Source organism: Labilithrix luteola (genome assembly GCF_001263205.1).
GTDB classification, from domain to species: domain Bacteria; phylum Myxococcota_A; class Polyangia; order Polyangiales; family Polyangiaceae; genus Labilithrix; species Labilithrix luteola.
On sequence record NZ_CP012333.1, the window covers coordinates 11,143,493 to 11,157,650 of the forward strand.

10 protein-coding genes are annotated in these 14,158 nt (G+C 66.7%); 9 read left to right on the forward strand and 1 reads right to left on the reverse strand.

Features of this window, described 5'->3' with window-relative positions; translation table 11 throughout:
- Nucleotides 1–12 precede the first annotated feature (12 nt).
- The 8 genes from AKJ09_RS47985 (at nt 13) to AKJ09_RS48020 (ending at nt 10,934) form a co-directional block, all read left to right on the forward strand.
- Nucleotides 13–945: a DUF58 domain-containing protein gene (locus tag AKJ09_RS47985; RefSeq protein ID WP_146654570.1), complete on the forward strand. Its 933-nt coding sequence runs from the start codon at nt 13–15 to the stop codon at nt 943–945.
- Nucleotides 942–2,174: a hypothetical protein gene (locus tag AKJ09_RS47990; protein ID WP_146654571.1), complete on the forward strand. Its 1,233-nt coding sequence runs from the start codon at nt 942–944 to the stop codon at nt 2,172–2,174. Before AKJ09_RS47985 ends, AKJ09_RS47990 begins: the two co-directional genes overlap by 4 nt.
- Nucleotides 2,171–3,349, forward strand: a complete 1,179-nt coding sequence (locus AKJ09_RS47995) for a VWA domain-containing protein (protein WP_146654572.1) — start codon at nt 2,171–2,173, stop codon at nt 3,347–3,349. The genes AKJ09_RS47990 and AKJ09_RS47995 overlap by 4 nt, the downstream gene beginning before the upstream one ends.
- The gene (locus AKJ09_RS48000) at nt 3,346–4,515 is read left to right on the forward strand and encodes a vWA domain-containing protein (protein WP_240488881.1); all 1,170 of its coding nucleotides are present in this window, start codon (nt 3,346–3,348) and stop codon (nt 4,513–4,515) included. Before AKJ09_RS47995 ends, AKJ09_RS48000 begins: the two co-directional genes overlap by 4 nt.
- Nucleotides 4,512–5,525, forward strand: coding sequence for a tetratricopeptide repeat protein (locus AKJ09_RS48005; protein WP_146654573.1), 1,014 nt, complete (start codon nt 4,512–4,514; stop codon nt 5,523–5,525). Before AKJ09_RS48000 ends, AKJ09_RS48005 begins: the two co-directional genes overlap by 4 nt.
- A 2-nt stretch (nt 5,526–5,527) precedes the next feature.
- Nucleotides 5,528–7,411: a BatD family protein gene (locus AKJ09_RS48010; RefSeq protein ID WP_146654574.1), complete on the forward strand. Its 1,884-nt coding sequence runs from the start codon at nt 5,528–5,530 to the stop codon at nt 7,409–7,411.
- A complete protein-coding gene (locus AKJ09_RS48015) occupies nt 7,408–8,268 on the forward strand; it encodes a hypothetical protein (protein WP_146654575.1) in 861 nt (286 codons plus the stop codon). The genes AKJ09_RS48010 and AKJ09_RS48015 overlap by 4 nt, the downstream gene beginning before the upstream one ends.
- Nucleotides 8,269–8,834: 566 nt before the next feature.
- Nucleotides 8,835–10,934: an SPFH domain-containing protein gene (locus AKJ09_RS48020; RefSeq protein WP_146654576.1), complete on the forward strand. Its 2,100-nt coding sequence runs from the start codon at nt 8,835–8,837 to the stop codon at nt 10,932–10,934.
- Between the two features lie 80 nt (nt 10,935–11,014).
- Here AKJ09_RS48020 and AKJ09_RS48025 read toward each other — a convergent pair whose 3' ends face one another.
- Nucleotides 11,015–12,343 carry a hypothetical protein gene (locus tag AKJ09_RS48025; protein ID WP_169928547.1) on the reverse strand — a complete coding sequence of 443 codons (1,329 nt, stop codon included), beginning with the start codon at nt 12,341–12,343 and terminating at the stop codon, nt 11,015–11,017.
- 259 nt (nt 12,344–12,602) lie between these two features.
- Here AKJ09_RS48025 and AKJ09_RS48035 point away from each other — a divergent pair, with 259 nt between their 5' ends.
- Nucleotides 12,603–14,141, forward strand: a complete 1,539-nt coding sequence (locus AKJ09_RS48035; RefSeq protein WP_146654579.1) for a 5'-nucleotidase C-terminal domain-containing protein — start codon at nt 12,603–12,605, stop codon at nt 14,139–14,141.
- Nucleotides 14,142–14,158 lie beyond the last annotated feature (17 nt).

A 14,158-nucleotide genomic window follows, 5' to 3' on the forward strand; every position in this document is an offset into this window, starting at 1 on the left:
CGCCCTCGCCCCATGATTCCCCGCGAGATCCTCGCCGCGCTGCGCACCATCGAGATTCATACGGCGCGCCTCGCCAACGAGCAGCTCTCCGGTACGTACAAGTCGAGCTTCAAGGGTCAGGGCCTCGCCTTCCGCGAGGTCCGTCCGTACCAGCCCGGCGACGACGTCCGGACGATCGACTGGAACGTCTCCGCGCGCATGAACGACCCCTTCGTGAAGGTGTTCGTCGAAGAGCGCGAGATGACGGTCATGCTCGCCGTCGATCTCTCCGCGAGCGAGCGCTTCGGCACGCAGCGAGCGCCCAAGGCGCGCGTCGCTTCCGAGGTAGCGGCGCTCCTCGCATTCAGCGCGATCCGCAACAACGATCGCGTGGGTCTCATTCTTTCGACCAGCAAGGTCGAGCGCATCGTGCCGCCCAAGAAGGGCGAAAAGCACGTGATGCGCGTCGTACGCGAGATCCTCGGCTTCGAGGCGCCGCATCCGGCGTCGATGCGCGAGGAGTCGAGCCATCGCGTTCCGAAGCTCGGTGCAGCGACCGATCTCAAGAGCGCACTCGAGGCGCTCGCCCACGTCGCTCGACGCCGAAGCGTGGCCTTCGTCGTGTCCGACTTCTTCACGTCCGGATACGAGCGCGCGCTCTCGCTGGCGAGCGCGAAGCACGACGTGATCGCCGTCGTCCTCACCGACAAGCGTGACTACGAGCTGCCCGACGTCGGCCTCGCCACCTTCGAAGACCTCGAGAGCGGCGAGATGATCGTCGTCGACACGTCCGACAAGCGCGTGCGCGCGCACTTCGCGTCGGAGATGAAGAAGATCCGCGACACGCGCCAGAAGCTATTTTTCAAGCTCGGAATCGACGCGGTGGAGATCGAGACGGGCGGCTCGTTCGTCAAACCCATTCGCGATCTGTTCGCGCGCCGTGCGCGCCGGGTGAGCACACGATGAAGACGCGAGCGCTGCTCCTCGTCGCTTGCTCCGCCTTGTCGTTCGCGTCGTGGACGGCCGTGGCCGAGCGCGCTTCGGCCCAGGGGCCGGACGCCGGGATTACCGATGCCGGTGTGCCCTCCGACGGCGGTGCGCCTTCGTCGGTGACCGGCTGCGTCGAGAGCGTGCCGAAAGGCGCCGAGCGCCCCGCCATCGCCGAGACGTTTCCGCAGCGCGGCACAAGCGGCTGGGCAGCCACGCTCGCCATCACGGTGCAGCACGGCAAGGGCGAACGCGTACTTCCGTCGGGCCTCGATCTCTCGTCGGCCGTCGACGCCAAGAAGTACCTGAAGCAGGCCGGCTTCGCGATTCCCGATCAAGACGGAGGCGCTGCGGCGCGCCTTTGGACCGAGCCGGACGATCCGGCGAAGTCGCGCGCCACGACGCACCTCGATCTTCCGCTCGTCACGCTGCCGGAAGGTCCGGGCCGCAACATCATGCATCTGCCGCCGCTGCCCGTCGCTGTCGCGCGCGCGAACGGCGAGATCGCAACGGTGTGCACGCATCCGCACACGATCGTCGTCGAAGATCCTACCGCCAACGTTCCGACGGCGGAGCCGAAGGGCAATCCGCCTCCGCGCCCGCAGCGCGAAGAATGGACGTCGCTCAAGAAGGCCCTCCTCTGGGGAGGCGCGGGCCTCCTCGCAGGCGCCCTCCTCGCGTACGCGGCCTACCGGTTCTTCACGCGGCCGAAGCCTCCGCCGCCGCCCGTTCCGCCGAGGCCGCCGTGGGAGATCGCGCTCGAGAAGCTCGACGAAGTTCGTCACGCGGGCCTGCTCGAGACCGGCCGACACACGGAGTACTTCGACCGCGTGAGCGACGCCGTGCGCGGCTACCTCGGTGCGCGTTTCGGCTTCGACGGCCTCGAGTCGACCACCGACGAGATCCTCGTTGCCCTGCGCAAGCAAGGCGGCGGCTTCGTTCGCCTGGAGAGCGGCGCCGAGCTCGATCTCTTGCCGGGGCCGGCCATTCCGCTGAACGAGATCGCCGGCTTCCTCGCGGAATGCGACCTCGTGAAGTTCGCGAACCTCATGCCTTCGCCCTCGCAGTGCGCCGCTGCGCTCGACGCCGGCGAGCACATCGTGCGCACCACGTCCCCGCTTCGCGCGTTCGGTAGCGGCATCGCGAAAGAGCCTGCGCCAGCCTCCGAAGCCGTGCCCGAAAAGAGCGACGATGGAGGTGCCTCGTGAACCGCGTCGTGCGTGGCCTCACGGTGGCGCTCGGCACCATCGTCTTCTTCGCGCTCGGCCTGCTCTATCCCGCGCTCGCGCGAGGCGAGGCGTGGCTCACGTCGGTGTGGACCGTGCCGGTGCTCGCATGGCTGCCCCGCGAAGCGCGATTTCCGGTGCTCGCGGCGGTCATCCTCGTCGTGTGCTCGCTCGTCGTCTGGCGCATGACGCTCGCCGCCGACACACGCACGCCTCGTCTGCGTATCTCCAGCGTGGCGCCGCTCCTCACGGGCCCGCGCGGCCTTCGCACGCGCCTTCGTGACATGCCCGGCATGCTACGCGGCGCTTGCCTCGCGCTCTGCTTGCTGGCCCTCGGTCGCCCGCAGAACGTGCTCCGCGGCGAGAACACCGACGAGCGCGGCATCGACATCGTCATCGTCCTCGACCTCTCGGGCTCGATGAAGGCTCTCATGGATGCCGACGAGTCGGGCGCGCGTTCGCAAGGTGGTCAGATCCGCCGCCTCACGCGCCTCGACACGGCGAAGGAAGTCATCCTCGACTTCGTCTCGCGTCGAAAGAACGACCGCATCGGCGTCGTCGTCTTCGGGCGAACGGCTTACATCCTCTCGCCGCCCACGCTGGACAAGTCGCTGCTCTCGACGCTCGTGAGCAAGATGGACCTCGGCCTCATCGACGGCAACGGCACCGCCATCGGCGATGCGGTCGGAACGGCGGTAGCGCGGTTGCGTCGTTCGAACGCGCGCTCCAAAGCGGTCATCCTCCTCACCGACGGTGATTCGAACGCCGGCTCGATCGCGCCCGACTACGCCGCGCACCTTGCGCAGACGCAAGCGGTCAAGGTCTACACCGTGCAGATCGGCGACGGCGACGACGTCGAGGTCCAAGACGGCGTCGATCTCTTCGGCCAGCCGCGTTTCGTGCGTCAGCACTTCCCGGTGAATCCCGAGCTGCTCAAGCGCATGGCCAGCAGCACCGGCGGAGACTCCTTCGTCGCCACCGACAAGAAGGGCCTCACGCGCTCGATGCACAGCATTCTCGACAAGCTCGAGAAGACCCGCTTCGAAGCGCAGGCGGCGACGATGGAGGACCTCTTCCCGTTCTTCGTCGTGCCGGCGGTGATGCTGCTCGCGATCGAGGCGCTCGTTCGAATCTTCCTCGTGCGGAGGTTCCCGTGAGGTTCTTCTACGACCTCGGTGCGATGCCTTGGGCGCTCGTGGCGATTGCCTGTGCGCTCATCGTCGTCCTCTTCGCCGGCTCGCTTCTCCTGGCGTCCGTGCGCCGTGGGCGAGCCACCACGCTCTTCGGTGAGGCGAAGCTCGTCACCAAGCTCGAGTCGTTCGACGCCTCGGGCCGTCGTGCCTTCAAAAGCGTCCTCCTCGTCGTAGCACTCGCCTCTGCGTTCCTCGCGCTCGCGCGACCCCAATGGGGACGCGGCACGAAGCTCATTCCGGCCACGAACCTCGACGTGGTGATCGTGCTCGACTACTCGAAGAGCATGTACGCGCGCGACGTCGCGCCGAGCCGTATCGCGCGTGCGAAGGCCGAGGTCAGCAAGCTCGTTCGTGACCTTCCGGGTGCTCGTTTCGGGGCCGTGGCCTTCGCCGGTGAGCCCATGAGCTTTCCGATGACGAGCGACTCGGCGGCCATCAGTCAGTTCTTCCGGCAGCTCGAGCCGAACGACATGCCCATCGGCGGTACGGCCATCGCGCGTGCCCTCGAACGCGCGCGCGAGCTCTTGGCACGCGATCCGAAGTCGAAAGAGCACGTGCGCGTCATCGTGCTGGTGACCGACGGTGAAGATCTCGAAGGCGATCCCGTGGCCATCGCGCGCTCTGCGGCCGAGGAGAAGACGCGCATCGACGTCGTGCAGATCGGCGGTCGTGCGCCCGAGCCCATCCCCGACGTCGGCCCGGACGGCAAGGTGAACGGCATCCGCAAAGACGAAGACGGAAACGTCGTCACCACCGAGCTGTCCGCCGAAGGCGAGACGCAGCTCGCCGAGATCGCCAAGGCGACAGGCGGCGCCATCGTCCGCGCCGAGAAGGGCGAGACCGGCATCGACGAGGTTGCGCGCTCGCTGAAGAAGATGATGCGCGAGGAGCTCGCCGAGCACGTCGAGACCGCGTTCGACGAGGAATACATGTGGCCGCTCGGCATCGCCACGTTGCTTCTGGTCATCGAGGGCCTCGTGCCCGAGGCGCCGCTTCCGAAGCTTCCGTCGTTCCCGCTCACGGCGATCACGGCCACCGCGCTTCCCGGCAAACGCCGCACGCCTTCGAGCAAGAAGGGGGCATCGAAGAAGAAGGACCGCGGAAGCGACGACGCGAGGAGGTCCGCATGAAGACGCGAACGTTCCCTCGCCTTCGTGTCGTCGTCGCCCTGAGCCTCGCCTCCAACGCGCTGCTCTTCGCTTGCGGTTGGGATCCGTCGCGTCCGTTCGATCGCGAGTCTCCCGAGGTCAATCAGGCAATCGGTCACCTCGACGGGGGAGACGCCACCACCGCCGGCGATCTCCTTCAGACCTACTTGCAGACCGGCGCGTGCAAGGAAGGCAGCATCGGCACGCCGCCGCGCGTCCGCGCCATGGCGAACGGCTCGTTCGACCTGGGGCTCGCCATCTTCAAGATCGCCGAGCGCTACGGTCGTCGTTTCGGTGAGGAAGAAGTCGACGCCGGTCCCGCCGATGAGGCGCTCAAAGGGCAGCGAACCGAGCAGGTCGACTGTGCGCTCCGCATCGTCACCGCCATCGCGGAGGATCGCGCGGTCCCCGTCGATCTGCGCGCACGCGCGTACTACCTCCAAGGCAACCTGCACTTCTTGAACGCGAACTACGAGGAAGCCGTTCGCGCCTACGACAAGGCCCTCGAGCTCGCCCCCGGCATGGGTGACGCCGGGCCGCTCGGCGCGAGTGACGCGGGCCCGCCGATCACGCCGGACCTCGTTGGTCGCGACTCGGCGTGGAACCGCGCCATCGCGCTTCGTCGCATCGAGGACAAGAAAGACGCCGGCAACGACGCGTCGAACGATGCCTCGCAGGACTCCGGCGGCGACAGCGGCCAGAACGACGAGAACAAGGACTCCGGTAAGGACGACAAGGACTCGGGCAAAGACTCCGGCGGCGACAGCGGCCAGAACGACGAAAAGGACTCGGGCAAGGACTCCGGCGACGATCAGAACAAGCCGCCGCCGCCCAAGCCCGACGAGCAAGACGCCGGCGCCCCTCCCCCGCCCTCGAAGCAGAACCAGGACGAGCGCATGCTCGACCAGCTCGAGAACGCTCCCACCGTGCAGCAAGAGGCGGCACGAAAGCAGGGCCAGAAGCGCCGCGTCCGCGGGATGAGCGACAAGTAGCGATGCGCTGGCTTTCGTTCGTCTTCGCCATTTTCAGCGTGCTCTTCGTGGCGCGCATCGCCGGCGCCCAGCAGCAGGCGCAGGTGCAGGTGCAGGTGAACGCGACCGTCGAGACCGATCGCGTCGAGCTCGGAGACACGCTCGCCTACACGCTCCAGATCAGCGTTCAAGGCCGAACCTCACCGTCGGATCCGAAGCCCGGATCGACGAACGGCTTCAGCGTCATCGGTGCGGGCTCTTCGCCCATGCAGATGCGCATGAACATGAACGGCACGCCGAGCGAGATGAACAGCCTGACCACCACGTGGACGCTCCGCGCGGAGAAGGTCGGCACGTTCACGCTGGGGCCGGCCTCGGGAAGCGTCGCCGGCACACGCTACTCGGCGCGCGCGCAGCGTGTCACCGTCGTGCCTCGCGGCCAGGCCGGCGGACAGCGCCAACGTGGCGGCTCGCGCGGCAACAGCATCACCATCGATCCGTTCGGTGGCGGCTTCGGTTCGCTGCGCGGCTTGCTCGGCATGGACGACGAGCCGCCTCAGGAAGCGCTTCGCCCCACCGGTGACCCGAAGCTCGCGCTCGACGCGCCTCGTGGTTCGACGGCCTTTTTGCACGCCACCGTCGACAAGACGCGCGCGGTGGTCGGCGAGCAGGTGACGCTCAACGTCTACCTCTACCTCGATCCTTACTCGAATCCGGGTCGCGCCTCCGACGTCCACGAAGCGAACGCCAACGACTTCGTCAAACGGTCGCTCATCGACGACCAGGCCAACGCGCCCGACATGGGCACGGCCCTCGTGGGCGGACGCATCTGGAGCGTGAAGCTCATTCGCAAGAGCGCTCTCTTCCCGCTCCGCTCCGGCAAGCTCACGATCGACCCGATGTCGATCTCCTTCCCGCAGGGCGGCCTCGGCGTGCGCGAGTCGGAGAAGCTCTCGGTCGACGTGTCCGATCCTCCCGTCGCTGGGCGTCCCCCGGGCTACGCGCTCGGTGACGTGGGCGATTTCTCGATGCAGGCGACGGTGACTCCGCGCGCCATCGAGCAAGACGGCGCCATCGGTGTGAGCATCGAGCTCCGCGGCACGGGGAATCTTCCTTCGCAACTGCCGATGCCGGTCGTTCCCGGCGTGGAATGGCTCGAGCCCACGACGCGCGAGAAGGTCGGCGCCGTTTCGAACGACCGCTTCGGCGGAACGCGCACGTTCGAGTACGTCGTTCGTCTGCACAACGACGGCGCGATCGATCTCGGCGAGGTTCGCCTTCCGTTCTACGACGCCGACAAGCGTGCGTATGGCGTCGCCCGCGCGAGTCTCGGCATCGTAAACGTCGCCAAGGGCCTGGCTCGCGACGCTGGCGTAGAGCAGCCCGAGCCGCTCCTCGCGAACATGCCCAAGCCGCGCACGGCACTCGAGAAGCGCGGCGCGGAGAGCTACCTCACGGACTCGCCGCTCTATTGGGCAGCACTGTTCGGCTCGCCCATCGCGTGTGTGCTGGCCATCGTCCTTGGTCGCAGCGTTCGCAAGATGCGCGAGCGACGCGCGGAGGCGGCACCGAGCCCAGAGCGTATCGCGAAGACGAGGCGCGCCGAGGCCAAGGCGGCATGCGAGGGCGACGATGCGAAGGCGGCCATCGGAAGCGTTGCGCGCGCGGTCGAAGCCGTGGTGCTCGCCGCGACGGGCGTGAATCTCCGCGGAGCCTCGCGCACGACTGCAAAGTCCGAGCTCGAGGAGGCAGGCGTGTCCGAAGCCTCTGCAACGGAGGCGCTCGACATTCTTCGCGCCTGCGAAGATGCACGCTTCTCGCCCGAAGGCGTCTCGATGGCCGACGCACGATCCCTCTGGGACCGCGCGGAAAAGGTCCTCTCCGCGATCGAGGGAGGTCGCTCGTGAAGCGCACGTCTCTGGTCATCGCCGCGTTCCTCGCGTTCGGAATCTCCGGATCGGCGCATGCCGACACGGACTCCGGCACGAACGCCGAAGCCGCGGTCGACACCGAGCGAGATCCGGCGCGCCTCTTCGAGGCCTCGGTCGACGCGCTCGCCAAGGGACATGCCGCCACGGCCATCGCGGGGTTCGAGTCGCTCGGGGATCACGGCGTGGTCGATCCGGTCGTGAGCTACGATCGCGGCCTCGCGTACGCGGCTCGCGTCCGCGCCGGCGCCGAGCAGCCTGGCGATCTCGGACGCGCCACGCATGGCTTCGAGGAAGCGCGCGACCTCACGAAGGACTCCGCCTTGGCCGCCGACGCCTCGCGTGCCCTCACCGACATCCGCGCCGAGATCGCCCGGCGTCGCGCGCGGGCGGGTGATCCGGTCGAGTTCGAGCATGGCGCCTCGTTCGGACGCTCGATCGTCACCCTGCTCGACGAGAACGTGTGGGCCGTGCTCGCCGGCATCTTCGCCGCGGCGCTTGCCGTCGGCATCGTTCTTCGCGCACGCGCGACCGCGCCTCGAGCCAAGGTCGCCGGCAACACCACGGCGGCTGTCGCAGGCGGCCTGCTTCTCGTGACGTCACTCGTTCTCTACTTCGCACGCGATGCTCGACTGCATCTACGCGAAGGCGTCGTCGTGATCGAAGGCGCGCACCTCCTCGACGACCGTCACGTCGCACTCGGCGGTGTCGCCCCGATTCCGGAGGGCGCACGCGTTCGTATTCTCGACGACGGCATCGACTTCACGCGTGTCGTCGTCTCCGAGACCAAGGGCTATCTGCCCTCGAACGCCGTCTTGCCTCTCGCCAAGCGCTGATCGAGGCGCTCGAGCGTCGCAGCTAGGCGATTCGGGCGACGTCCTACGCCATCTACGACTTCGCCATTGCGAGGTACGTCTTGGCCCGCTGGCGCGAGAAGGGCACCCTCGACGCGGCTCTGTCGACCCGGCCATGAGCGCTCCACCAGCGTGCCTATCGCGACGCACGGCAGGGCAAGTCCGATGCTTGGAGGTCCGCGATCCGCGCAGGAAATCAGCCTAAAGCATAGGTCGTGCCGTCCGATTTTGGCTTGCACGAGCTCGGGTGCGACACACGTTACGCACCAAGCACGGCGCCAATGACCCGTGCACCCCGAATCACATAAGACGAAGGCAAGACGCACGCGATCGAGCTCACGGAGCGCGTCACGCGTGCCAGCCGACCCTGACGTGCGCCCCGTTCGATCGCGTTGTCGAATCGACCGAGGTGGGCAAGAGGGCCGGCGTGCACGTTTTGGACGGCTCCCGGGCTCTTGTTCCTGACTCTGCACGCACACGCGTTGCCGCGCTCGAAACGCGCGTCAGCGCGAAGGCGATCGTGCCTTCGTCACTCAAGGAGGCTGTGCATGTTCGCGCTCAGTGGGCTCGCTCTATTTGGCATCGCCCTTGCGCTTCTGTGTGTCCTCGTTCTTCTGTCCGGTATTCGCTATATCCCGAACGATCGGGTCGGCATCGTCGAGAAACGATGGAGTCTCGCAGGCTCGGTGAAGAGCGGTTTCATCGCACTCGGCGGTGAAGCAGGCTTCCAACCGGAGCTTTTGCGCGGTGGCGTCCACTACCTGTTGCCGCTGCAATACAGCGTCCACAAAACATCCCTCGTCACGATTCCGCAGGGAAAGATCGGATACGTCTTCGCGCGCGACGGCCGCCCTCTCACGGCCACGCAGACGCTCGCCTCGGGTGCGGCTTCGACCCAGTTCCAAGATGTTCGCCAGTTTCTCGCGAGCGGCGGACAACGCGGCCCGCAGCGCCAGATCTTGCGAGAAGGCACCTACGCCATCAACCTCGCCCAGTTCCTCGTCGTGACGGAGAACAAGCTTTTCTACCTATCGCTCAGCCGCGACGAAGACAGCGTCTTCCGTCAAATGGGTCAGACCGTGGCCGAGCGCTTCGGCTTCTCGCCGGTCGTCATCAAGGGCGCCGACGACCTCGTCGGCATCGTCACCGTGCACGACGGTCCCTCGCTTCCGCAGGGGCAGATCATCGCGCCCATCGTCGGCGATCAGCCCGCCGACCCGCGCTCGTACCACAACAACTTCCAGGATCCGGAGGCCTTCCTCGTGGCTGGTGGTTTCCGCGGCCGTCAGCTCCAGGTTCTCGTCGAGGGCACGTATTACGTGAATCGACTCTTCGCGACCGTGGAGATGATTCCGAAGACGGTGGTCGAAGTCGGCAACGTCGGCGTGGTCGTCTCCTACACGGGAAGCGAAGGCAGCGACCTCTCCGGCTCCGAGTACAAGCATGGCGAGCTCGTTCACAAGGGCGAGCGCGGCGTGTGGAGCGAACCGCTCCTTCCCGGCAAATACGCGTTCAACACGTATGCCGGCAAGGTCATCAACGTGCCGACCACGAACTTCATCCTCAAGTGGACGAAGGGCGAAATCGGCTCGCACCGCTTCGACGAGAACCTCTCCGAGGTCTCGCTCATCACGAAAGACGCCTTCGAGCCTTCGCTGCCGCTCTCGGTGGTCGTGCACATCGACTACCGCAAGGCGCCCCTCGTGGTGCAGCGCTTCGGTGACGTCAAACGACTCGTCGAGCAGACTCTCGACCCGATGGTCGCCGCGTACTTCAAGAACATCGGTCAGACGCGCACGCTCATCCAGCTTCTCCAGGAACGAAGCATGATTCAGGCAATCGCCAGCGAGGAAATGAAGGCTCGCTTCTGCCACTACAACCTCGAGCTAGAAGAGGTGCTCATCGGCACCCCGGCGGCCTCGAACGGAGACAAGCACATCGCCACGATCCTCGAGCAGCTCCGTGCGCGCCAGATCGCCGAGGAGCAGGTCGAGACCTATGCGCGGCAGGAGAAGGCCTCGGCCAAGGAGCGCGACCTCCGCGAGGCGATGGCCCGCGCCGAGAAGCAAAAGCACCTCACCGAGAGCGAGCTCGCCATCACCATCGAGGCGAACCAGGGCCGCGCCGCTTACGAGCGAAGCGTCCAGCAGGCCGCGCAGATGCGTACGATGGCCGAGGCGCAGGCGATGGAGATGCGCACCCTCGCCGAGTCGGAGGCCGCCCGTGTTCGCATGATCGGCGAAGCGGAGGCCGACAAGGCCGCGCGCGTCGGTATCGCCGAGGCGATCGCGATCGAAGAGCAGGTCCAGGCGTACGGCGGCCCGAAGTTCCAGGTCACGCAGAACGTGATGAAGAACTTCTCGGACGCCATCGCCAAGGCCAAGGTGGACGTCGTTCCGAAGATTGTCCTCGGCGCGGGCGCCGGAAACGGTCAGAACGGCGGCAGCGGCAGCGTGATGGAAACGCTGCTGGCCCTCCTCCTCTCGGACAGGCTCGGCGAAGGCGACCTGGCCATGATTCGCGACCCTGCTCCGCGCGATCCGGCCGTCGAGGCCATGCGCTCACGCATCCGGAGTGAGCTGACCTCGCCCGTCAACGGAGCGAACGCCGCGGTCAAACCGGCAACGCTGCCCGCGGCCAAGAGCTGAACGCAGTCACCTGAACGCGAGCCCGACTGCCCTTCTCTCGGTGGCCGGGCTCGTGTCGTTCTCGAAGACCGCGTGACGCGTCACTTCATGGTGCCGGCGCCAACGCCGAGACCGAAGGCTCGAGTGAACGAGATTCCGCCGAGGAATCGGCCGTCTTTCGCGACCACCCCCCAGAATCCGAATCCGGGATCGGTATGGATGATCGCGTTCGGATACACGTTGAGATTGAGGAAGTAATCGTCGACGTCGGCCACTTGCAGTGAGGCAAGGAGCGAGTTGTTCCGATCGATGAACAGCGCTCCCGCGAGCTGCGTGGTGACCTTGTTCTCCACCCGACCGGGCGACGTATTCACGAGCGTATCGAACTTGCCGCCCATCGCCGCGGAGATCGAATACCCGCCGTCGAGCAAGTACGAGAGGCCGCCCATCGTGGCCATTCCGCCATATCCGAGCAGTCGGAGACGCGGATGCCAGGGAATCGGAATCTTGGCAGAGTAGTAGTTGCCCTGGTTGTGCAGATTGCCCGTTTGCGGAATGAGTGCAGGCTGCATCGACCAGTCGGACACGATGATGTGTCGACTGAAGAAATCGCGAACCCCCTCGAAGCTGAAGAGGACGATGCCCGCGACATCGAACACCATGATGTCCGCGATGCAGTCGGTGTTGTAACCGATGACCCCCTTGTTCTCGATCGACTCGTTCACGAACGCCGAGGCGAAGATCGTGGCGGCCGAGAACGCCGAGGCCGCGAGAGGCGACGCCTCGCGGTCCATGAACCATTCGCGAAGCTGCGCATACGTCTGCCCGCCGCCAATCAGGTGCAGCGTGTAGTTCGGCACCCAACGGGCCGTATCGGGCGTGAAGCTGAGAGGAAGAATCTCCTGGCGGATGAAACGCCACCAGCCGCCGGTGCCGTTGATGGCCTGAGGCGCGTGCGTCACGTTCGCCCAGACGTTGCCGCCATCGAGCTGGAAGTTCTGCCCGAGCTGGCGGTTCTCACCGCGCATCTGCAGAACGTCGTAGCCGCGATTGAGGATGACGTAGAGCGGGCCGTAGAGCGACTCCGAGCCGTAGTCGTAGTGATGGTAAAAATAGCGCTTCGGCGGATCGGGCCGCGCCGCCGAAGAAACGGACGCGGATGCGAGCGCGGGAACGGGGGCGGATGCGGGGGCGGGAACGGGGGCGGACGCGGACGCGGGAACGGGGGCGGACGCGGGAACGGGGGCGGACGCGGATGCGGACGCCGGATCGGCTACGGCCCCCCCCGCTGGTTCAGCGGCCGCATCCGCCGTCGGTGCCCCCGCGTCGGGCTCTGGCGCGTCGACGGACGCGGACGGCTCGGCGTGCGCGAGGGATTCGCCAGCGAGGAAGACAAACGCGAAGAGCAGCGCGAAGGCCAGACGCGGCACGGATTCCGGTGCCTCCGATGCACGGAGTGCCCGCGCCGTCGCGCGCCTCGAACGCGTTCTCCGCGATTGCACGGTCCCCACCTCAGCCGTTGACGAGCAAGCGTCGATCGCGTTGCGTAAATGTTAGAGTTCCGCGGGTCGGAGGCCGCGGAGACCGCCGTCCCGAAAACGGGCGCGAGTTCGTAGCCTGTCTCCGACCAACTTCTCGAACACGCTCTCGAACACGCTCCCGAACACGCCCGCAGCCCGCATCCGGTCCATGAAGCTTCGCATCGTCGCGGTGAACGACGTCTACGTCCTCGACAACCTGCCTCGCCTCCGCACGCTCGTGCGGCACTACGCAGAAACCGATCCCGCCGACGCTCTGCTCGTCACGCTCGCGGGCGATTTCCTGTCGCCGAGCATTCTCTCCAGCCTCGATGCGGGCCGGGCGATGGTGGATTGCTTGAACGAGGTGGGGGTCACGCACGTGACCTATGGCAACCACGAAGACGACCTCACGAGCGAGGAACTCCTTTCGCGCATCCACGAGCTCCGCGCAACCTGGCTTTCCACGAATGTTCGAAAGCTCGATCCGGCGTTGCCGGCGTCGCAGGTCCTCGACGTCGCCGGGATCAAGATTGGCCTCGTCGGCGTCGTGATGAACGACCCCAGCGTCTACCGTCGAGCTCCCTTCGGCGGCGAACCAATGGCGTCTCCGAACACGGCGGCGCTCGCCGAGACCGAGCGCCTCCTTCATCAAGAACATTGCGCGTTCGTCATCCCGCTTACGCATCAGTTCGCCGATGCCGACCGCGAGCTCGCCGCGGCGCAGCAATCGCCGCCCTACCCCGTCATCATCGGCGGCCACGACCACCAGGGTGTCCTCGAGCAGGGCTCGGGCACGTGGATCGTCAAGGCGAAGAGTGATGCGCTCAACGCCGGCATCGTCGACATCGTCTACGACGGGGGCGTCATCACGGCGACCGCGCGGCTCGAAGCCCTCGACACGTACGCGCCCGACGCGGCCCTTGCCGAGCGCGTCGCCATGCACATGAAGCGCGTCGAAGAGCTCGATCACGCGACGCTTCTGGCGCTTCCCGAAGGGCAGACGCTCTCGTCCGTCGGCTCGCGCGCCCGCCAAACGTCGATGGGAACGTTGCTCGCATCCCGCATTCGCGATGCGCTCGGCGCCGAAGTCTCCCTCTTCAACGGCGGCGGCATCCGTGCGTCGCGCGACTACAGCGAGTACTTCACCTACGGCGCGCTGAAGTCGGAGGTTCCCTTCGACAACGAGATCGTCTGCATGCGCATCCCCGGCCGCGTCATCGCGGAGGCCATTGCGTTCTCGCGTCAGCTCGCACCACTCGAATCGGGCGGCTTTCTCCAGGTGGACGACCGCACCGTCGTCGAGCAGCCCGGCAACGTGGTGGTCACCATGGCCGGCCAGCCCTTCGATCCCGATCGCGAGTACAACATCGCGCTCGTCCGAAACTTCTTGCTCGGCCTCGACAACATCACGCCGCTCGTCCGCTTCGCTCAGGAGAGTCCCGACCGCGTTCCGAAGGAAGACAGCGGACGCGACGTGCGCCTGGTGCTCGCGACGGCGTTCTCCGTGGAGCTCTGGAAGCAACTCGGCGGGTTCGACGCGGTCGACGCGAACGGCGATGGCCAGGTCACGCCGTCGGAAGTCAGCGCCGCCGTCGCGCGCCTCGCGGGCCAGAAGCGCCCGGACATCACCGCAGGCCTCATCGTGAACGCGCTCGATACGAACCGCGATCTCGTCATCTCACGCGACGAAGCCGAAGCCGTCGAGTAGCGCGAACGACGTTCGCG